Raw genomic sequence first — 20,509 nt, 5'->3', positions numbered from 1 at the left:
GTGGGAGCTGGCTTGCCTGCGATGGCGGTTTATCAGCAACAGAGCTGCAAGCTGACCCACCGTCATCGCAGGCAAGCCAGCTCCCACAGTTGATCGTCACTGTATTCGAAGGATGTGTTTGTTCATGAAGATTTCCCAGCTGTATGTGCTGATCGCTTTGGCAACCTGTGGCCAAGCCCTGGCCGCCGATCTGCCGCTGACCCCTTGGGCCCCCAAGCTGAACGCCGAGGCGGTGGCTTTCCTGCCGGGCAGCACTGATCGCCTCGCCGCCGGCCTGCGCGACGGCCTGCAATGGCTCGACAGCACAGGCGCCGAGCGGGCGCGGCTGCCGGGCAGTTTCAGTAGCCTCGACAGCCGCGCCGCCGGCGCCCAGGTGCTGGTCGCCAGCCTCGACAACAATCGCCAGCAAGCGCTGCTGGTCAGCCTCGATCCATCGACCAACACCTTTGGCACACCGCTGTACCTGCCCGCCCGCGATTACCCGGTCAACGGCCTGTGCCTGTACCGCGACGGCGCGGCCAACCTGTTTGTGTTTCTGGTAGGCGAGGAGGGCAAGGGCGAACAATGGCTGGTCGGCAACGCCGCGACCCTGTTGAGCGAGCCGCAACGGGTACGTGGTGTGCCGCTGCCGCCCTCGGCGCAGTTCTGCCAGGTGGATGACGCGACGAACCAGTTGCTGGTCAATGAACAAAACGTCGGCTGGTGGGCCTACCCGGCGCACCCGGAGGCCGAGGCAAAACGCACCCCCGTGGCGCTGTTCGACAACCCCAAGCGCGAAGCCGGCGCCATGGCGCTGGTGCCGGGCGGGGTGGTGGCGCTTGATCCGAAAACCGCTCGACTGCACCTGTTCCAGCACACCGGCGAGCGGTGGGTCGAACACGCCAGCCTGACGCTGCCGGGCCTCAAGGAGCCGGAGCAACTGGCTATCAACGGCCAGCATGTGCTGGTGCGTGACGACGATACCGGCAGGCTTTACCAGGGCACGCTCAACTGGCAGGCCAAGCCCGTGACGGCCGAAGCGCTGCTGCCGGAAGTCGCCGCTGTGCGCCAGACCGATCCGGTTGGCCGCCAGGGCGATGCAGCGGATGACCCGGCGATCTGGATTCACCCCGAACAGCCGCACAAAAGCCGCGTACTCGGTACCAACAAGAAGCAGGGCCTGCTGGCCTATGACCTGGACGGCAAGCTGCTGCAGGAACTGGCGGTCGGTCGCCTGAACAACGTCGACGTGCGCCCCAACTTCAAGCTCGGCCAGCAGACGGTTGACCTGGCCGTGGCGAGCAACCGCGATCGCAACAGCCTGAGCCTGTTCAGCATCGACCGGCAAAGCGGCGAGTTGCGCGAGGCCGGTGAAGTGCCAACGCCGCTCAAGGAAATCTACGGCATTTGCCTGTTCCAGCCCGACAGCGGTGAACTCTACGCGATTGCCAACGGCAAGGATGGCACCTTTCTGCAATACCGCTTGAGCGCGCCGGATGGCCATGCGCGCGGCGAGTTGGTGCGCCGGTTCAAGGTCGACAGCCAACCTGAAGGCTGCGTCGCCGACGACCAGCGCCAGCGCCTGTTCCTGGGTGAAGAAGACGTCGGCGTCTGGGCGGTGGATGCTCGCGCCGACCAGCCGGCCACGCTTACCAGCGTGATCAAGGTCGGTCCGCAACTGCACGCGGACGTCGAAGGCCTGGCGCTGTACCAAAGCACAGCGCACGACTACCTGGTGATCTCCAGCCAAGGCAATGACAGCTACCTGGTGCTGGATGCCGAACCACCGTTCGCCTCCCACGGCGCCTTTCGCGTCGGCCTGAATGCCGCCGCCGCGATCGACGGCGCGTCGCAAACCGATGGCCTGGAAGTCACCGCCCTCAACCTCGGCGGCCCCTGGGGCAAAGGCCTGCTGGTGGTACAGGACGGGCGCAAGCGCATGCCCGAGCAAACCCAGAACTTCAAGTTCGTGCCGTGGGCCGAGGTGACCCGCGCGCTGAAGTTGCCGTGAACCGTCATCACCCGGTCATTACTTTTTAATCACTGCACGTTAAAACGCAGAGGAGGCATCAACCATGCACGCGACGATGGAACATATGACGATCTGGGGCCTGATCAGTGACGCCAGCCTGTTGGTCAAGGCGGTGATGGTCACCTTGTTGCTGGCATCCTTGCTCAGTTGGTACCTGATTATCCAGCGCGGCAGTGTGCTGCGGCGCCTGGAGCGCCAGTTGAATGGCTTTGTGCAGCGCTTTCGCGCCGCCCCCGACTTGCAGGCGCTGTACCGCGAAACCGTGCAGGCGGGCGAGGGTGGCATTGCGCCGATTTTCATCGCGGGGGTGCAGGAATATCAACACCTGCACAGCCATGATCCGGCGGTGCTGGAAGGTGTGGAGCGGGCCTTGCAGGTCGCGATCACCGAACAGGAAATCGAGCTGGAAAAGGGCCTGCAATTTCTCGCCACGGTGGGCTCGGTCAGCCCCTACATCGGTTTGTTCGGCACGGTATGGGGCATCATGAATTCCTTTATTGGCTTGTCCCAGGTGCAACAGGCCACGCTGTCGACGGTCGCGCCAGGCATCGCCGAGGCACTGATCGCCACGGCGATCGGCTTGTTTGCAGCCATTCCGGCGGTGATCGCCTATAACCGCTTTGCGGCGCGCAGCCAGACCTTGCTCACCCGTTACTACGCCTTCGGCAACGAACTGCAAGTGCGCCTGCACCGCGCCCTGAGCGGCACGCCGATCAACCTGGCCGCGGCCGCCTGAACTGGAGCGATCCCATGTTAGTAAGGCCGCAACGCAAGTACGGGCCCAAGGCCGAGATGAACGTGGTGCCCTACATCGATGTGATGCTGGTGCTGCTGGTGATCTTCATGGTCACCGCGCCGATGCTCACCCAGGGCGTAAAGATCGAATTGCCTAAAGTGGCCGCCGAGGCGCTGGCCACCGACACTCGCCAACAGATCCTTACGTTGTCGGTGAAGGCCGACGGGGGTTATTACTGGAACCTCGGCGGTGAACTCGATACCCGGCACCAGACCGACAGCGCCGTGACCCTCGATGAAATGGGCGCCAAGGTCATGCAGGTGGTGGCGGCGCGCAGTGACACCCAGGTGTATATCCGCGCCGACGAAAACGCCGGCTACGGTCGCGTGGTCGCGGCCATGGCGGTGTTGCAGAAGGGCGGTGTGAGCAACCTGGGGCTGGTGACCGAGGCAGCGCAATGACGGCGATGATCACGCACGGCCCGACACTGGCGATGGCGCCCCGGGCGACGTCCGGGTTGTGCAGAAACAGCCTGGCGGCGAGCCTGGCGGTGATGCTGCATGTGGGCGTGCTGGCGGCATTGACGGTGGAGTGGTCGACGGGAAAACCGCCGGTGCAAGCGCCGAGGGTGATGCATACCCAGTTGGTGATGCTGCCGGCTCCGGCTCCAGCGCCTGAACCGGTTGCGGTCGCGCCAACCCCGGAGCCCGTCGCCGTTCCTGCCCCCGTGAAGCCCACTGTCGACCCGCAGATCCAGGCGCAAAAACTCGAGAAAGCCGCGTTGGCGCGCAAGCGGGTCGAGCAGAAGAAGGTCGAGCAGCAGCAGGAAAGGTTAGCCGGCGAACAGCAAAATCGCGAGCTGGAGCAACAACGCCAGGCCCGGGAACGCCTTGCCGCCGAGCGCGCACGTCCCGCTCCCGCGGCGGCCGCCCCTGCGTTCGACAGCCGCCAATACCAGCCCTTGAGCAAACAGGCGCCGGACTACCCCGAGCGTGCGCTGGACAAGAACATCGAAGGCGACTGTTCGGTGGAGTACACCGTCAACACCCAGGGCCGCGTGGAAAACCCCAAGGTGCTGGAGGGCTGTCACCCCCTGTTCATGCGACCTTCACTGGCGGCGGCAAACACCTTTCGCTACCAGCCAAGAATGGTCGATGGCAAGCCTGTTCCGGTGCCGGCGGTGCGCAATACTTTTCACTATCGCATCAAATGAAATGCCATTGCCGACACCAAAACCGTGTGGGAGAGGGCTTGCCTGCGATAGGCGTATCTACACATTATTGTAGTGAGCGGGCTTGTCCCGCGCTGGGCTGCGAAGCGGCCCCAAACCAGACGAATTGGGTTTGCCTGAAACTGCGCGGTGTCTTTATTGGGGCGGCTTCGCCACCCAGCGCGGGACTAGCCCGCTCACTACAGGGAGATTTGTCAGCCTTTGAAAGTTGTGTAGATACCTATGCTGCGATAGCGGCGCGTCAGTTAGCAGTTTATTTCCTGATAGACCGCTATCGCAGACCAGCCAGCTCCCACCAGTGACCTGCTCCTGTCAGCGAGTTGCCTGGGAGAGTTGGACACGCTTGGCGTTGAAGCTTTTGTCGAAGCCTTGCGACACATCGATGTGTCGGGTCAGCAGGCCTTCTTTCCGGTAGGTGTCGGCGGTGGCTTGCAGGCCGCTGATCACCGAGTCGTCGATGGCGACTGGCGTCAGGTGGGTGTCCTTGGCCACTTCCACATGCACTTGCAGCGGCAGGCCGGTGATCCTGGCCTGGGCGGCGGCGTACTCATTGGGGTGGGTGTTGGCCCACGCATAGGCGCGGTCGACGCGTGCGACAAAGTCGTCCAGCTGCGGGCGCTTGTCGGCGATGGCCTCTCGGGTGGCGGCCAAGTACAAATGATTGCTCAGTAGCTGCTTGCCGCTGACCAGTACACGCGCCTGGCTTTGCGAGGTCACCACGGTGGTATAGGGGTCCCACGTCGCCCAGGCATCGGCGGTGCCGTTATCCAGCACCAGACGTGATTCGGCGGGCAGCAGGAAAATGAATTGCGCATCCTGGCTGGTCAGGCCGGCGCTGGCCAAGGCTTTGATCGCCAGGTAATGCCCGATGGAACCGCGCCCGGTGACGATCTTCTTGCCCTTGAGGTCGGCGGCGGTCTTGATCGGCGAGTCCTTGGGCACCAGCAGGGCGGTGGTGTTGCGGCCTTCGGCGTGGATGATGCTGACCACCTTGAGCGAGGCTCCGGCACCGAGGGCGAACACATAGGGTGCATCGCCAAGGGCGCCGATATCCACGGCCCCGGCGTTCAAGGCTTCGCCCAGCGGCGAGGCGGACGGGAACTCCGACCACTGGATTGCATAGGGCAGGTTCTGTGTTTCGCCGCTGACTTCAAGCAGCGTCTTGATCGTGGACTTCTGGTTCGCCACCCGCAGCGGCTGCAGCTCGGCGGCGTGGGCACTGCCGATCAGGCCGAGGGCCAGTGCGCAGGCGAGGAAGCGGTGCTTGAGGGGCAGGGTGTAAAACATGGGGCAGACTCCAGGCGTTGAGTGTTCAAAGAGGGATGCCTCCGCCTGGAGAAGGGGTCGGATTCCGCAGGTGCTGCACGGGATGCTCAGATAACGTAGAAACCGTGAGTGCCGTCGCGCGCCAGCTGGTCTACGAGGCCGAACTCCCAATCCAGATAGGCCTGCATGGCTTCCCTGGGGCTGTCGGTGCCTTCGTACGGGCGCCGATAGCGGTCGATACGCGGCGAGGCCAGGTGGGTTTCGCCTGTTTCCAATGGCAACTGCGCGTTGATCCAGCCGGTGGTGCCGTCTTGCAGCAGGAACACGGGCCTGCCGGTGAGGGCTTCGACCTCGGCCACCGCCAGGCGCGCCAATTGGCTGCTGCCGCAGGTCAGTACATAGCGCTGGGCGGCGGGCACCTTGGCCAGGGCCTGGGGCAGTTGCGCACGCAGCACCCACCAGGCCCCGGGAATATGGCGCTTGACGTAGTTGGCGCTGGCGGTGAAATCCAGCACCACGGTGTCGCCATGGGCCAGCCAGTCGGCCAGGGTCCGGGGGCTGATCGGCTCGACCGGGGGCGGCGTCGGTACGGGAGCGATCCACGCGCCTTTCTCGCTCAAGTGCGCCGGTTGCAGGTCATCCAGTACATGCACGTCCCAGCCCAGTTGGGCCAGCCAGGACGCGGACATATTGGCGCGCACGCCGTCGTCATCCGCCAGTACCAGCCGGGCACCGCGCACGCTGGCGACGTGGTCGGTTTCCTGCACCAGTTGCCCGCCCGGCGTCGAACGTGCGCCCGGCAGGTGGCCGGCTGCGTATTCTTCCGGTGTGCGTACATCGAACAGGTAGGTCGTGCGCGTCGGTTCCTGCTGCCAGGCCTTCAGGTCGGCCAGGGTGGCGCGGCCCACACGCGCCTTGTCGGCGACACGGCGGGCATCGACGGCGGCGAGTTGGCGGTGTTCTTCCGAAGTCGGTGCAAAACGACGTGATTGGCCATGGGCGAGTTTCTGCCCGGCCAGCGTCCAGCCGATGGTGCCGTTACGCAGGGCCGACACCGGGTTGGCCACACCCGCATTGATCAGCGACTGGGTGCCGATAATGCTGCGGGTGCGCCCGGCGCAGTTGACGATGATGCGGGTGGCCGGGTCCGGCGCCAGCTCGCGGGCGCGCAGCACCAGTTCGGCGCCGGGCACGCTGATACCGGTGGGGATGTTCATGGTCTGGTATTCGTCGAAGCGGCGCGCATCGAGCACCACAATATCGGCCTGGCTGTCGAGTAAGGCCTTCACCTCTTCAGCCGCCAGGGACGGCGTATGCCGCTCGCTTTCCACCAGCTCGCCGAAGGCTTTGCTGGGCACGTTGACGTCGATAAACAGCTCGCCACCGGCCTTGCGCCAACCGTCCAGCCCACCTTCCAGCAGGCTGACCTGGGTGTAGCCCAACGCGACCAGGCGTTCAGCGGCGCGGGCGGCCAGCCCTTCGCCGTTATCTTAGACGGTGACCTGGGTATCGCGGCGTGGAATGCGCGAGTACACCTCCAGTTCCAGCTTGGACAACGGGATATTCGCCGCGAACAACGGGTGGGATTCGGCAAACGGCGCTTCTTCGCGTACGTCGATCAGGGCGAGTTCTTCACGATCCAGCAGGGCCTTGCGGATCTGGGCGAAGCTACGGGTGGGAGTGCTCATAGGGCAGGGCTCTTTTCTTTGGACAAATCCCAGATATTCGGGAGAAAGGCATTGGAATAACCGGAAATAAACAGCTTTTCGCTGCCGTCAGGCTGATACACCGCACGGCGCACCGCACCGATATTGGCGCCGTATACATGGATGCTGATCGACACCTGGTCGCTGTAGGCATTGCTCACCTGATGGATATCGCCGACTTTGGGCGACACCGCTTCAACCTGGCCCGGCACCAGTTGGATCGGCTCTCCTCGGGCAACCAGCCGGCCATCAGGCCCGCGTTCAAAACCTTGGGAAAACTCCGCCCCGCGCAGCATCCCGATCAGGCCCCACACCCGGTGGTCGTGGATCGGCGTGCTTTGGCCCGGCCCCCATACAAAGCTGACGATGCAAAAGCGCTCGCGCGAGTCGGCATGCAGCAGGAACTGCTGGTAGCGCTCGGGATCGGGCCTGGCGAATTCATCCGGCAGCCAGTCATCATGGCTGACCAATTGCGCCAGCAGCTTGCCGCCACGGTGCAGCAGGTCGCCTTCGCGTGGATGGCCGTCGATCAATTCCGCCAGTGCGCCTATGAAGGCTCTGAGTCTTTCCGGGTGTGCGGCCTGGGTCATGGCATGTCCATCGTGTGGTCGCGGGCGATGCGATTATCTAAGCATAATGTTTATAATTAATATGCTGATTTTTAATGATTAGCTTATAGCTGAAGGTAATTTAGAACCGGTGCGACCTGCGCTAAACGTTATCGGCCGCAGTGCGGGCTATCCAGATAACCCTGCGGCAACTATGCTTCGCACACATCTTAATGACTGTTCTCTATGTGCGGCCCCAATGAAAATTGACGATATCGATGCCTTTGTCGAAGTGATTCGTTGCCAGTCGATCAGCCACGCCGCCGAGTCGTTGCAACTCACCCAGCCGGCGATCACCCGCCGTGTGCAGAACTTCGAGCAGGCCCTGGGGGTGGAGCTGTTCGACCGCAACACCAAGCCCCTCAAGCCTACGTTGATCGGTACCCGCGTGTATGAGCAGTGCCGGTCGATCCTGCGCGAGATGGATGCACTGCGCGAACTGGTCGCCACCGACGCGCCGCCCACCGGCCTGTTGCGCCTGGGCGTGCCGCAGACCCTCGGCGATGTGGTGCTGCTGGATGCGCTCAAGCAGCTGCGCGCCGAGTACCCGGACCTGCGTGCCCAGGTCGTCACGGGCTGGGGCAGCCAGTTGGTCGGCAAGATCGAACGTGGCGAGTTGGATGCGGCCGTGGCGTTGTTCCCGGCGAGCAAGGTTTTCCCGGACAACATCGTCGGTGCATCCATCGGCAAGATGGAGCTGGTGGTGGTGTGTGCCAAGGCGCAGTTGCCGAAGAAGCCGTGCAAGCTGGCGGACGTTTATCAGCAGGGCTGGGTGCTCAACCCGGATGGCTGCGGCTTCCGCGCCGGCTTACAGCGCACCTTGGCCGACCAGGGGTTGGTATTGCGGGTGAATCTGGAAACCTTCGGCACCGAGCTGCAGTTGGGCCTGGTGGCGGACGGCCTGGGCCTTGGCTTGGTGCCTCGACCCTTGCTGGAGCGCAGCGCGCACCGTGAACACCTGGCGGTGATGCCGCTCAAGGACTTCAAGCCGGTGATGGACCTGTGGCTGATCTACCCGCACTTCCTGGGCAACCTGCAAGGGCCGGTGGATGCGTTTGGCAAACGGGTTGCCGGTTCCCTGCACAAGATCCGCACCGCCGCCTGACCCCTGTGGGAGCTGGCTTGCCTGCGATAGACGTCAGCCCGGCAAACATTGATGTTGACTGGCCCACCGCTATCGCGGCATAGGTATCTACACAATTTTGGCTCGACGCTGAAACCGCAGTGAATGGGCTGTTGTGGCGAGCGGGCTTGTCCCGCGTTGGGCTGCGAAGCAGCCCCAGTAAGCAGAATGCGGTGTATCAGACATTCCGCAGAGGCTGGTTTTAGGGCTGCTTCGCAGCCCAACGCGGGACAAGCCCGTTCGCCACAGGGGAACTCGCCAGCCTTTGAAAGTTGTGTAGATACCTATGGCTATCGCGGGCGAGCCCGCTCCCACAGGAAAGCAGAGCGGTGGCGTGCTCAGGCCACTCGCTGGCCCTGTTCGCGTTCAGCGATCAGTTGGCGGGTGAGGGGAATCAGGCGCTTGCCGTAGTCAATCGCATCGTCCAGCGGATCAAACCCGCGAATCAGGAACGTCGTGATCCCCAGGTCGTAGTAGTCCACCAACGCCTCAGCCACTTGCTCGGCCGTGCCCACCAATGACGTCGAGTTGCCCTGGGCCCCGAGCAAACCGGCAATCCCGGTCCACAAGCGCTTGTCCAGCCGCGATCCCTGCGCCGCCGCCGCGAGCAACCGGCGCGAACCTTCATTCGGTGGTTCGCGCCGCACAAAGCCATTTTTTTCCGCCAGCGCGGTTGCCTGCTGCAAGATGCTGTCGGCCCTTGCCCACGCCAGCGCTTCGGTCTCGGCCAGGATCGGTCGCAACGACAAACTGAAGCGAATCGTGCGTCCATGCCTGGCCGCCTCGGCGCGAACCTGGCTCACGGTCTCGCGCACTTGCTCGTAGGTTTCGCCCCACAGCGCATACACGTCGGCGTGCTTGCCCGCCACTGCGATAGCGGCGGCGGAGGAGCCGCCAAAGTACAACGGAATATGCGGCTGCTGCGGCGACTTCACCGTGGAGTGCGCACCTTCGACCTGGTAGTAGGTGCCTTCAAAGTCAAACGGCTGCTCGCTGGTCCATTCCTGGCGCACCACGCTCAGGTATTCGTCGGTGCGTGCGTAGCGCTCGTCCTTGCCGATATGGCTGCCATCGGCGCGCAATTCGCGGTCGTCGCCGCCCGTGATGATATGCACTGCGGTGCGCCCACCGTTGAACACATCAAGGGTGCTGAACTGCCGCGCGGCCAGGGTGGGCTGGGTGAAACCGGGGCGGTGGGCAATGAGGAACCGTAGTTTCTTGGTCACGCTGGCCGCATGGGACGCGATCAGTGTGCTGTCCGGACTGTTGGAGTGGAAGGCCACCAGCGCGCGGTCGAAGCCGGCGTCTTCGTGGGCGCGGGCCACGGTCTCGACATAGTCGGGTTGCAGGGCAGGACCGCTGCGCGGGTGGATCTCGGAAGCGTGATGGCCGCCAATGTAGCCGATGAATTCGATGCTCATGGTCTGTCCTTGTCGAGTAGGGTATCAACACCTGCGCCAGGTGGGATCGGTCATGCTCGTGCAAGGTAAGGGCAGCCACTGCCTGAGTAAAATGCCGTTTGGTTCTATCCTAATTATTAAAATAGAGAATCATAATCTTTGATTTGATCAGGTAATTGCATTTTAAGCAGGGCGCATCGCGCAAGCCTGACCCTCGATAACGTTGTGTTTTCCCCTGGCCTGGGGTCTGATGGGCGCCGAAACGGGAACCTCAGGTTGGGAAGTCATGCGGGCAGAATTTGCGCAATATGGCGGCATCACCGTCATGATTCCGGCCGCGATCATCATTGCCGTGTGGCTCAGGTACTCCAACCCCTGGGCACTGCGTGCCTGGTTAATCACCGTGGGGGCAGCTTACACACTGGTTGCCCTGAGCAAGTTGCTCTTCAAGGGCTGGGGCTTATCCTTTCAACACATGGACATCGCCGTATTAAGCGGCCATGCCATGAATACATGCCTGATGGTCACCGTGGCATCGAGCCTGGTGGCGCGTCAGTTCAACCCGGCATTGCGCTGGCCGGCGGCGCTGGGGGGCGTGTTCGCCAGCCTCTGGTTCAGTGCTTTCTGCGTTGCCCCTTACATCCATCCACTCAATGAAGCCCTGGCCGGCGCCGCGCTGGGCGTCGGCGCGGCCCTCGCATTTCTGTGGCGCATTGAAGCCACCTCTATCAAGGTATCCCGTTCATTTATCGGCGGTGGCCTGGCGGTCTTGCTGGCTTGTGCGCTGTTGCCCAAGTACAACGCTGAGGTGCTGCTCAACAGGGTCGCCATCGGCCTCTCCGGTGCCGACCAAGCCCATCAAGCGCCTTCCTGGCGCGCGGATGCGCCGCGCAGGACGGCCGAGTAAGTCCCCAGGTCCTGCGCCCGGTTGCTGTCCACCATCAACGCCAGCAACACCGTCTGCGCATTGAAGCGCCGGGTATCCCCCCGACGCCGCGCCGCCTCCATCTGCCTGAACAGCGTATGCGTGACTTGCTGCGGCGAACTGCCTTGCAGCTGCTCAAGCCAATGGCCGATGGCCTGGGTGTTGCGCCGGTACTGCGCGCCCACCGCCGGTTCAGCAAAGCCTTCGAACATCCCGGTGAGTTTTCTCAGCGCATAGCTGCGAATCAAACCGCTCAGCAGACTCATGGCCGTTCCTCGGTCCCGGAGATATTCGCCAGCAACTCGGCGGTCTTGACCTGCATGAACTGGCTGTCACCGCGACTTTCCACGCACAGGCACACCGACAGCGCGTCACTCACCTGCAACTTGAAGCGCCAGTCGGCAAACACCATGGACAGCCCGGAGCACGACTCATCGCTGTCCAACGAATTGTCGCCATACAACACCTGCATGCGCTTGACGACGCGGGTCGAGTTATTCACTTCGATATGAATATTTCCCGAAGAAGGAAATAGGCCAATACGCTCTACCAATAACTTTGAAGTGTTCATGGCCGTCCCTTCGTTTTAGCACTTGGGGGCACTTTATTCTGTGCGGGGGTGAAAAGTGCGGGAATGTTATTTTTAGTCGGTCAAGGCGCTGATTGTTATTTTTCGTCGGCCTCGACAGGTGGTCGAAGTAAGCGTGTTGTGATCATAATCGTCTCGCTACTTTAAGTAAGGCCATTCCTTTTACTACCGGATTAATACAGTACGGCGCGTGGGAGGTTGCCTTGTTCAATAAGATTTTGGTTGTGTGTGTCGGCAATATCTGTCGCAGCCCCACGGCGGAGCAATTACTGCGCAATGCACTGGCGTCTTCAGCCATAAAAATCAGTTCGGCGGGGTTGGCGGCATTGCGTGACAGTCCTCTGGAACCGACGGCTTTGCAAGTGCTTGAGGAACACGGGCATATACCGGGTTTGCACAGGGCGCGTCAGTTGACAAGCGATGCCGTGAGTGAGGCGGACCTTGTTCTGGTCATGGAGCAACGGCATATAGAAGGAGTGCTTAGTCTCGCGCCAGAGGCTCGGGGCAAGGTCTTTCTGTTGGGTAAATGGCAATACGATCGAGAGATCATGGACCCTTATCGTCAAGGCAAGCCGGCTTTTGTCCATGCGTATGCGTTGATAGAACAAGCGGCCCAGGCCTGGGCGCGACGATTGGTTAATTGAGTTGCTTGATGAGCGCCGGATAACGCGCTTGGTAAGTTTAAATTAAATAATGTGGACGATTTACAGTCAGGCTCTAGTGAGAGTTTGCGTACTGCGTGAAGCCGTTAAACGTGCATGGAGCCGGGCGTCTTGCACCCTGTGCCATTCCTTGACTTTTAGTTAGATAAAAGAACTGACTTATGCAATCAGCACCCGCAATAGCGTCGCATAACGGCGAAGAAACCGATTTAGATTTCATGATGTTGTTGGGCACACTGCTGGACCATAAATGGTTGATCGCTGGTATCAGCATCGCGTTTATGGCACTGGGTGTGGCCTATGCCGTGCTGACGCCTCCGGTATACCAAGCCACAGCGCTGGTGCAGGTCGAGCCGAAGAAAAGCGACATGCTGGGTTTTTCGGACGTCGGCAGTTTGCTCGGAAAGGAGTCGCCCACTGTCACGGAAGTCGAGCTGATACGTTCGAGAATCACCATTGGTACCGCCGTCGATAACCTGAACCTGGACCTGGAGGTGAAACCCAAGCGCTTTCCGCTGGTTGGCGACTTTATTGCCCGGCGCTTCAAACCTGCGCAGGATCAGGCCGTGGCGAGCCCATGGCTCGGCCTGGACAGCTACGGCTGGGGGGGCGAGGCGTTGACGTTTTCGCTATTGCGCCTCCCAGCCGAGCTGTTGGGCCAGGAGCTGACCTTGACGGCCGGCGATGGCCCCCGTTTCACCCTGTCGGACCAGGACGACACCGTTTTACTGACGGGGCAGGTGGGTCGTTTCTACGAAAGCAATGGCATCAAGCTGCAGGTCAAGACGCTGCATGCCAATCCGGGCGCGCAATTCAGCGTTGTCCGTTCACCCCGCCTCAGCAGCATCTTGCGCTATCAGAAATTACTCGACGTGGCGGAGCGCGGCAAGGAATCGGGGATTATCGGCCTGGCGCTGGAAAGCACCCGGCCGGCTGCTGCCATTGAAGTGCTCAATGAAGTGGCGCGTATCTATGTGCGCCAGAACATTGATCGCACTTCCGCGGAGGCTGCCCAGAGCCTGGCATTTCTCAAGGATCAACTGCCGCAGGTGCGCAAGGACGTCGAGCACGCCGAGACGGCGCTCAATCAGTTCCAGATCCGCAACAAAACCATCGACATCAGTCTTGAGGCCAAGGCGATTCTTGATCAGATCGTCGCATTGGACGCCAGCATTTCGGAACTCAAGATGCAGCAGGCTGAGATAGAACGAAAGTTCACGCCGCAGCATCCTGTGTACCGCGCGCTCCTCACGCAATTGGCGGAACTCAGTGCGCGTCAAAATGAGCTGGCCAGAAAAGTCGAAAGCCTGCCCACCACTCAGCAGGAACTGCTGAGCCTGACCCGGGACCTGAAAGTCAGTACCGAGATCTACACGCAACTGCTGAACAAGTATCAGGAGTTGGACGTAATGCGCGCCGGCACTGTCGGTAACGTGCGCCTGATCGATACCGCCGATGTCGATTTGAGGAATCCGATCAGGCCGCAGAAGGCATTGATCGTGGTGATCGCTACGCTGCTCGGTGCCTTTGTCGCGATTGCGCTGGTGCTGTTTCGCAAGGCGCTCAACCGGGGCGTTTCCAACCCCAATGAATTGGAAAAGCTTGGCTTGCCGGTGTATGCGGCAATACCGTTCAGCGCCATCCAGAAGGACATGGACCAGAAACTCTTTCGCGCCAACAAGGCCGAATCGACGCAGTTGCTGGCGCTCAGTAATCCAACTGACCTGGCCATTGAAGCGCTGCGCAGCCTGCGCACGAGTTTGCATTTCGCCATGCTGGAAGCCGGTAACAACCGCCTGATGATCTCCGGGCCCAGCCCGCAGGTCGGTAAGACATTTGTCTCATCGAACCTGGCCGCCGTGGTTGCCCATTCGGGCCAGCGTGTGTTGTTGGTGGACGTCGATATGCGCAAAGGCTACTTGCACAAAGTCTTCGGTATCCCGGCTGAAAACGGGCTGTCTGACCTTCTGGCCAAACGCTGCGACCTCAGCGCTGCGATCCATCACACCGAAGTGGAAAACCTCCACATCCTGGGCCGCGGCCGGATACCGCCGAACCCATCGGAACTGTTGATGCACGCCAATTTCAGCGCGTTTCTTGAACAAGTCAGTGCGCTCTATGACCTGGTGATCCTGGATACGCCGCCGTTCCTCGCGGTGACCGACGCAACCATCGTCGGGCGCCAATCCGGTACCAACTTGATCGTGGCCCGGTTCGAGCTGAACTCGGCGCGCGAAGTGGAGCTGACGATGCGTCGCTATCAGCAGAATGGGATTGAACTCAAAGGCGCCATTTTCAACTGCATCGAGAAGCGCTCGTCCGCCAAATACGGATACGGCGCCTACAGCTATTACAACTACGAGTACAAGTCGGACAGCGTTTGATCCTGGACGCAAGGCATTGAAATCCAACGCGCAGCACGTCTACCACTGGCCGCAGGTTCAAAGAGAAACGCTATGAAAGTCACAGTATTTGGCATTGGTTATGTGGGGCTGGTCCAGGGTGCGGTACTTGCGGAAGTCGGTCACGACGTGCTGTGTGTCGATATCGATGCCCATCGGGTCGAACGTCTCAAACAAGGGCATATTCCGATCTACGAGCCGGGCCTGGAGACGTTGGTCAGGGAAAACCATACGGCCGGTCGCTTGAATTTCACTACCGATGCTGTGGCAGCGGTCAAGCACGGCGAAGTGCAGTTTATCGCCGTGGGTACGCCGCCTGACGAGGATGGTTCAGCCGACTTGAAGTATGTGCTGACGGTGGCCGAAACCATTGGGCAACACATGCAGGCGCCTCTGACTATTATCGACAAGTCCACTGTCCCGGTGGGCACGGCTGATAAGGTCAGCGCGCGCGTCGCCGCCATGCTCGCGTTGCGTGAGCGCACTGATCTGAGCTTTGACGTGGTGTCCAACCCGGAATTTCTCAAGGAAGGCTGCGCGGTGGCTGACTGCATCAGGCCGGACCGGATTGTCATCGGCACGGCCAGCCGACATGCGGAAGAGGTGATGCGCGAGCTCTATGCGCCGTTCAACCGCAACCACGAAAAAATCATTGTGATGGACGTGCGCAGCGCCGAGTTGACCAAGTATGCGGCCAATTGCCTGCTCGCCACCAAGATCAGCTTCATGAACGAGATGGCCAACCTGGCCGAGCGCCTGGGGGCGGATATCGAGATGGTCCGCCAGGGGATCGGTTCCGATCCGCGTATCGGCTATCACTTTCTCTACGCGGGCGTCGGTTATGGAGGGTCGTGCTTTCCGAAGGATGTCCAGGCATTGATCCAGACCGCCGAGACCATCGACTTCGATGCCACGCTGCTCAAGGCGGTGGAGCGGCGCAATGCCGAGCAGAAGAATAGCGTGTTCAACAAGATTTCCACTCATTTCAACGGTGAGCTGAGGGACAAGACTTTCGCGCTCTGGGGACTCAGCTTCAAGCCCAATACCGATGACATGCGCGAGGCCCCCAGTCGTGTGTTGATGGAGGCCCTGTGGCGTGCCGGGGCAAAAGTGCAGGCGTTTGACCCGCAAGCCATGGAAGAAACCCAGCGCCTATATGGCGACCGCGATGACCTGCACCTGTGCGGCACCAAGGAAGCCTGCCTGAAAGGCGCAGACGCGTTGATGATCGTCACCGAGTGGCAAGCCTTCAAGGCGCCGGATTTCACGGCGATCAAGCAGCAGCTCAAGCAGCCGCTGATTTTTGACGGGCGTAACCTGTTCGATCCCGCCAGTGTGCTGAAAAAAGGCATTCACTACGTATCCATTGGGCGACCTCTCAACTCGGTATAGGTCTTTCCATGAGCGTGCTTAAAAGAATCGTCAATGGCATCGGCGCCAATTCGTTTGGCCAGGTGGTGAACCTGCTGATTCAGCTGGTGAGCGTTCCCGTGCTGATTGCCAGTTGGGGGTTCGGTGCCTACAGCGAGTGGGTTGTACTGTCCGCGATCCCGACCTATCTGGCGCTGTCCGACCTAGGGGTGACCACGGCTGCTTCGAGCAAAGTGGTGATCTGGCATGAGCGCGGGCGACTGAGGGTCGCGCGTGCGGTCTACAGCACCAGCTTTGCATTTTTGTCACTGGCGGGGCTCAGCATGCTGTTGCTCGCCCTGGGGGCATTGGCGTTCTTCGACCTGTTCAGCCTGCTCAATCTCAAGTCAATCAGCAGCGGGGACGGGGTATTGATCCTCTCGGCGCTTACCGGCTATTCGCTGCTTTGCCTGTTTACCAACATGATCTCGATACGCTACCGCGCCTTCAAGGCTTTGCCACTGTCGTCATTGATCATGAACGTGATCCGGATGCTGGAATGGTCGGCGGCGTTAATGTGCGCCTACCTCACCCACAGCCTGGTCGACACCAGCCTGGTGTTGCTGGCGGTGCGTGCGATTGGCCTCGTCAGTAAGAACCTGGTCGCCAACCGCCTGGGTATCGCCTTGCGTTTCAACGCATCAGCCGTGGGCAAGCGCGCGTTTGTGACGTTGATCAAACCGTCGCTGGCGTCGCTGGCCTTTCCGATTGGCCTGGCGCTGAACGTACAGGGGTTGATCATTCTGCTGTCGGTACTGCTGTCGCCGGGCCACGCGGCGATATTCGGCTTGTACCGAACGATCTCCAGGGTACTGGTGCAATTTTCCACCGTAGTGAACCAGTCTCTGTGGCCGGAAATTTCCTACGCATTCTCCATCGGCGACAACCAATTGGTCAGGAAGATGATCCGTTACGCCTTGAAATTTTCATTGCCGATTGCCTGCGTGATGGGCGCGTTGGTGGTGGCATTCGGTGGGACCCTATTTGATGTGTGGTCGGGCAGGAAAGACGATTACTCCTCCAGCATCATGCTCGTGTTGATCCTCGGCGCGCTGACGCATGTGGCCTGGCAGGTGTACTGGGTCGCCCTGATGGCCACGGCGTCCTATTCGTCATTTGCCGTAGTGTTCATGCTGGTGTCGCTCGCCAGCATGCTGGCGGTGTTCTGCCTTGCACAAGACTACGGCCTGCTCGGCGTCTGCTATGTGCTGGTGGCCACCGAAGTGGTGCTGTTCGGCTTCGCCAAGCGTGGTTTCCATCGTCTTGAGCTGAGGATGGCCCGTGCTGATTAATGACCTGATCCGCCACCGACTGAAAATCAGCCTGTTCAAACCGCAGGGGCTCAAATACCTGGCCAAGCGCGTACTGCTGCTTGCCAGGTTACTCAAGGCCGATAGCCGCCAGCGTGCGTTGCGCCGGCAGGGCGCCACGCTAGGTTCGCTGGTGATGATCAATGCTGTGGAGTTCGAAGGCGCGGTCGCACGTTTCAGCGTCGGCACCGGCACTTTTATCGGCAAACGCACCTTTATCCAATTGCATGCACCCGTGAAAATCGGGACGCATGTGGCGATCAATGAGGGCGTGCGGATTCTGACGGGAACCCATGACCTGGATGATCCCGCGTGGCGCTTGAAGGTCGCAGCGGTGGTGATCGGCGATTACGCCTGGATCGCCACGGACGCAATGATCCTGCCGGGGGTGACGATTGGTGAAGGGGCCGTCGTTGGCGCGGGCAGCGTGGTCGGTCGAGATGTGCAGCCCTACACCGTCGTGGCCGGTAATCCGGCACGGGTCATCAGGTCGCGCGCCATGCGGGCCTTCACCTACAGCCCGGTCCGTTCAAGTGCCGTGGTTGAAGCCTGGATGGGTAAATCAAGATGATCCTGGTCGCCCATCCCGTCGGTAATCAAAATGTTCGTGCGCTGCTGCGTGCGTTGAATCAACGGCGGTTGCTGCACTCCTTTCATACCTCGTTGGCACTGCATAAGGACTCGTTTCTCTGCCGCCTGCCGATCGTGGGCAAGGAATGTTTGCGCCGCACCTTCGATCAGGTCGACGGCGCCTTGCTGCACAGTTACCCGCGCTACGACGTACCGCGCGTGCTCTGCGACAAGCTCAGGTGGTATCGGCTTACACAGCGCAACACGGGCCTGTTCTGCCCGGAAAACGTCTACAACCACATTGACCAGGCCAGCGCCAACTTTCTGTACAGGGCGCCGCGCAAACCGGGTCAGGTGTACGGCTATGACGGCAAGTGCCTGGGCTTGTTCAACGCTGCACGGGATATTGGAGGCATCACCCTCAACTATGAAGCGGCCTTTGGCTCCATTGCCTACGCGTGCAGGGAGCTTGACCATGAGCGCGAAGCCAACCCGGCCTGGCGGGCAAGCATTCCGAACATCAGCGACGATACGGTGCGCAAGCAAACGGCCGAGCTTGCGTTGGCGGACCGGATCATTGTCGCGAGTACCTTTGCCAAACGAACCCTGGGTGAGCACGGCATCGCGCCCGACAAAATCGCGATCACGCCCTACGGTGGGCCTGCCCCGAGGGTGCGCCATGAAGTCACTGCCCGACCCGGTGCGCGGTTGAAGGTGATCTATGTCGGCGCGCTGACCCAGCAAAAGGGGATCTCATATTTTTTCGACGCGCTGAATCTCGCAGCGAGCAGCGTGGCCCTGGACGTGACCGTGATCGGCGGGGACTACGCCAACGGTCGCAACCAGGCGCTCAATACGGAGCTGAAGAAGTACCAGTGGTTCAGTTCTGCATCCCATGAAGAGGTCATCCGTCACCTGTTGGCGGCCGATGTATTGGTCTTGCCGTCACTCGCCGAGGCCTTCGGCCTGGTGGTGGGGGAAGCGTTGGCCATGGGGACGGCAGTCATCGTCTCGCGCAATTGCGGTGCGGCAGACTTGGTCGTCGATGGGGTCAATGGCTACGTGGTGCCGATCCGGTCTGCCGAATCTATCGCTGCCCATCTGGTCGAGCTGGCCGAGGACAAGGAAAAACTCAATGCGTTGAAGCACAACGCGGTGTTGTCTGCCGGTGGCACGACATGGGAAAGCTATGCCACGGAGGTGATGGATGCAATCCTTGGCCAGCCCTGAAGGGGTCAACTTACGTGAGCGCTATCGCATCCGTGTAGTCAGTGCGTTCGTGCTCATCTACCTGTTCATTCTGTTCGAAGGCATCTTGCGCAAGTGGGTAATGCCAGGTCTCAGCTCGGCCATCTATTTCATCAAGGACCCGATAGTCATTTACATCTATTGGTGCGCCTACAAGTTTGGTTTTTTCTCGAAAAACCTGGTATCGGCTTACTTCGTTGTCTTGGTGATTGTGTTCTTCGTGATGGTGTCTGCGTTTTTGTTGAGCAGCCCTGAAGGCTTTGTCATCTATGGCTATGGGGTGCGCAACTACCTCCTCTATTTCCCGCTGATATTTGTCGCCGGCAAGACGCTGGGGTTGTCGGACGTCTACCGTTTCGCCCGCATCACGCTGTTCGCGGCGATCCCGATCAGCGTCCTGGTGGTGCTGCAGTATTCGTCCGGGCCGCAGGCTTACGTGAACAAAGGCATTGGCGATGATGACTTCATCTTCATGATTGCCGACGGTGTTGTCAGGCCATACGGCACCTTTACCTTTACCGCCGGGCATGTGGTGTACGTGTCGGCGTGCTTTGCCTTCCTGGTGGCGGCGATTTTCGACAAAGCCTTGTTCCGCGCGGTGTTTGCGCGGCGCTACGGACTTTTCGCGGTGTCGGCGTTGGCAGTGGCAGTGATGTGTTTCCTGACCGGGTCGAGGGCCATCTACGCGTACGCCGCGATGGTGCTGGTGGCCGCGCTGGCGGTCGCCTTGATCAAGAAATCGCAGCGCAATCTGTTGTCGCTGTTTGGCCTGGCGGCCGCGTTGTTTGTGAGCCTGCTGGTCTTCATGTCCACCGACAGCTACCAGGTACTAGTGGAGCGAAACAGGAGCGCGGTTGCCAGTGAGGGCTCGCCGGTGACGCGTGCGTTCTCCAGCCTGTACGCATTCACTCGTGTAATCGACGACGCGCCACTTTGGGGGCACGGGATTGGTTCGGGCACCAATGCCGCCGCGTCGATTCTGCGCGCGGGGCGAGAGCAGGGCTCGGGGTTTTTATTGGCCGAAGATGAATGGTCACGGATCGTGCTGGAAATGGGCCTTCCGGCCGGGCTGATGTTCATCCTGTTCAGGGTATTCGTCCTGCTCTGGTTACTGCTCAAGTCCTACAAGGCCCTCATCAGGCAAGGCACCGGCGTGCCGTTGCTGCTGTGCGGGTTCCTGGCGCCGATCTTGTTCAACGGGGTTATGACCATGCAAGGCACTTTCCTGGCATTTGGCGTGCTCTATGCCTGCCTGATCCTCGGGGCCTGCAAGAAAACCTGAATCAACTCAACGCATCAGCGGACGACAGCA

18 protein-coding genes and 1 pseudogene are annotated in these 20,509 nt (G+C 60.8%); 13 read left to right on the top strand and 6 right to left on the bottom strand.

The annotated features are described in order from the left end of the window. The first annotated feature begins 124 nt into the window (after positions 1 to 124). The 4 genes from BLL36_RS17070 to BLL36_RS17055 all read left to right on the top strand — a co-directional run bounded on the left by BLL36_RS17070 (position 125) and on the right by BLL36_RS17055 (position 3,960). Positions 125 to 1,990, top strand: a complete 1,866-nt coding sequence (locus BLL36_RS17070; RefSeq protein WP_076952552.1) for a phytase — start codon at positions 125 to 127, stop codon at positions 1,988 to 1,990. Positions 1,991 to 2,054: 64 nt separating this feature from the next. Continuing rightward, positions 2,055 to 2,747 (top strand): protein TolQ, encoded by a 693-nt coding sequence (tolQ, locus tag BLL36_RS17065; RefSeq protein ID WP_076952551.1) that lies wholly within the window; start codon positions 2,055 to 2,057, stop codon positions 2,745 to 2,747. 14 nt (positions 2,748 to 2,761) lie between these two features. After that, positions 2,762 to 3,208 (top strand): protein TolR, encoded by a 447-nt coding sequence (gene tolR / locus BLL36_RS17060; protein ID WP_076952550.1) that lies wholly within the window; start codon positions 2,762 to 2,764, stop codon positions 3,206 to 3,208. Continuing rightward, a complete protein-coding gene (locus BLL36_RS17055; protein WP_076952549.1) occupies positions 3,205 to 3,960 on the top strand; it encodes an energy transducer TonB in 756 nt (251 codons plus the stop codon). The genes tolR and BLL36_RS17055 overlap by 4 nt, the downstream gene beginning before the upstream one ends. A 330-nt stretch (positions 3,961 to 4,290) precedes the next feature. On the opposite strand, the gene BLL36_RS17050 is transcribed toward BLL36_RS17055, so the two are convergent. The 3 genes and pseudogenes from BLL36_RS17050 to BLL36_RS17040 form a co-directional block, all read right to left on the bottom strand. Then, on the bottom strand, positions 4,291 to 5,265 hold the full coding sequence (locus BLL36_RS17050; protein ID WP_076952548.1) for an ABC transporter substrate-binding protein: 975 nt from the start codon (positions 5,263 to 5,265) through the stop codon (positions 4,291 to 4,293). 86 nt (positions 5,266 to 5,351) lie between these two features. Continuing rightward, a pseudogene (locus BLL36_RS17045) lies at positions 5,352 to 6,932 on the bottom strand (rhodanese homology domain-containing protein). After that, positions 6,929 to 7,540, bottom strand: coding sequence for a cysteine dioxygenase family protein (locus BLL36_RS17040; RefSeq protein ID WP_076952547.1), 612 nt, complete (start codon positions 7,538 to 7,540; stop codon positions 6,929 to 6,931). Before BLL36_RS17040 ends, BLL36_RS17045 begins: the two are co-directional and overlap by 4 nt. 217 nt (positions 7,541 to 7,757) lie before the next feature. Between BLL36_RS17040 and BLL36_RS17035 the strand changes: the two genes are divergently transcribed. Further along, positions 7,758 to 8,663 (top strand): LysR family transcriptional regulator, encoded by a 906-nt coding sequence (locus tag BLL36_RS17035; RefSeq protein ID WP_076952546.1) that lies wholly within the window; start codon positions 7,758 to 7,760, stop codon positions 8,661 to 8,663. A 356-nt stretch (positions 8,664 to 9,019) separates the two neighbouring features. Here BLL36_RS17035 and BLL36_RS17030 read toward each other — a convergent pair whose 3' ends face one another. Next, positions 9,020 to 10,102: an LLM class flavin-dependent oxidoreductase gene (locus BLL36_RS17030; protein WP_076952545.1), complete on the bottom strand. Its 1,083-nt coding sequence runs from the start codon at positions 10,100 to 10,102 to the stop codon at positions 9,020 to 9,022. A 265-nt stretch (positions 10,103 to 10,367) separates the two neighbouring features. Here BLL36_RS17030 and BLL36_RS17025 point away from each other — a divergent pair, with 265 nt between their 5' ends. Next, positions 10,368 to 10,988 carry a hypothetical protein gene (locus tag BLL36_RS17025; protein ID WP_076952544.1) on the top strand — a complete coding sequence of 207 codons (621 nt, stop codon included), beginning with the start codon at positions 10,368 to 10,370 and terminating at the stop codon, positions 10,986 to 10,988. Here the strand turns inward: BLL36_RS17025 and BLL36_RS17020 are convergent. Both BLL36_RS17020 and BLL36_RS17015 read right to left on the bottom strand, forming a co-directional pair. Beyond that, positions 10,940 to 11,272: a hypothetical protein gene (locus tag BLL36_RS17020; protein WP_076952543.1), complete on the bottom strand. Its 333-nt coding sequence runs from the start codon at positions 11,270 to 11,272 to the stop codon at positions 10,940 to 10,942. The genes BLL36_RS17025 and BLL36_RS17020 overlap by 49 nt on opposite strands. Continuing rightward, positions 11,269 to 11,577: a phosphomannomutase gene (locus BLL36_RS17015; protein ID WP_231998961.1), complete on the bottom strand. Its 309-nt coding sequence runs from the start codon at positions 11,575 to 11,577 to the stop codon at positions 11,269 to 11,271. Before BLL36_RS17015 ends, BLL36_RS17020 begins: the two co-directional genes overlap by 4 nt. A gap of 221 nt (positions 11,578 to 11,798) precedes the next feature. On the opposite strand from BLL36_RS17015, the gene BLL36_RS17010 reads away from it, so the two are divergent. From BLL36_RS17010 to BLL36_RS16980, 7 genes are all read left to right on the top strand, one after another. After that, positions 11,799 to 12,239, top strand: coding sequence for a low molecular weight protein-tyrosine-phosphatase (locus BLL36_RS17010; protein ID WP_076952542.1), 441 nt, complete (start codon positions 11,799 to 11,801; stop codon positions 12,237 to 12,239). 179 nt (positions 12,240 to 12,418) lie between these two features. Then, positions 12,419 to 14,641 carry a polysaccharide biosynthesis tyrosine autokinase gene (locus BLL36_RS17005; RefSeq protein WP_076952541.1) on the top strand — a complete coding sequence of 741 codons (2,223 nt, stop codon included), beginning with the start codon at positions 12,419 to 12,421 and terminating at the stop codon, positions 14,639 to 14,641. A 72-nt stretch (positions 14,642 to 14,713) separates the two neighbouring features. Then, on the top strand, positions 14,714 to 16,051 hold the full coding sequence (locus BLL36_RS17000) for a UDP-glucose dehydrogenase family protein (RefSeq protein WP_076952540.1): 1,338 nt from the start codon (positions 14,714 to 14,716) through the stop codon (positions 16,049 to 16,051). Between the two features lie 8 nt (positions 16,052 to 16,059). Next, positions 16,060 to 17,361, top strand: coding sequence for a lipopolysaccharide biosynthesis protein (locus BLL36_RS16995; RefSeq protein WP_076952539.1), 1,302 nt, complete (start codon positions 16,060 to 16,062; stop codon positions 17,359 to 17,361). Next, positions 17,351 to 17,950: an acyltransferase gene (locus tag BLL36_RS31470; protein WP_269458640.1), complete on the top strand. Its 600-nt coding sequence runs from the start codon at positions 17,351 to 17,353 to the stop codon at positions 17,948 to 17,950. The genes BLL36_RS16995 and BLL36_RS31470 overlap by 11 nt, the downstream gene beginning before the upstream one ends. Next, positions 17,947 to 19,179, top strand: coding sequence for a glycosyltransferase family 4 protein (locus BLL36_RS16985; protein ID WP_076952538.1), 1,233 nt, complete (start codon positions 17,947 to 17,949; stop codon positions 19,177 to 19,179). The genes BLL36_RS31470 and BLL36_RS16985 overlap by 4 nt, the downstream gene beginning before the upstream one ends. Next, positions 19,157 to 20,479 (top strand): O-antigen ligase family protein, encoded by a 1,323-nt coding sequence (locus BLL36_RS16980; protein WP_076952537.1) that lies wholly within the window; start codon positions 19,157 to 19,159, stop codon positions 20,477 to 20,479. The genes BLL36_RS16985 and BLL36_RS16980 overlap by 23 nt, the downstream gene beginning before the upstream one ends. Positions 20,480 to 20,509 lie beyond the last annotated feature (30 nt).

Source organism: Pseudomonas cedrina subsp. cedrina (assembly GCF_001983175.1).
In the GTDB taxonomy this organism is placed as follows: Bacteria; Pseudomonadota; Gammaproteobacteria; order Pseudomonadales; family Pseudomonadaceae; genus Aquipseudomonas; species Aquipseudomonas cedrina.
Note: the sequence above shows the minus strand (reverse complement) of the source record. Positions and strands in the feature narration are given on the sequence as shown.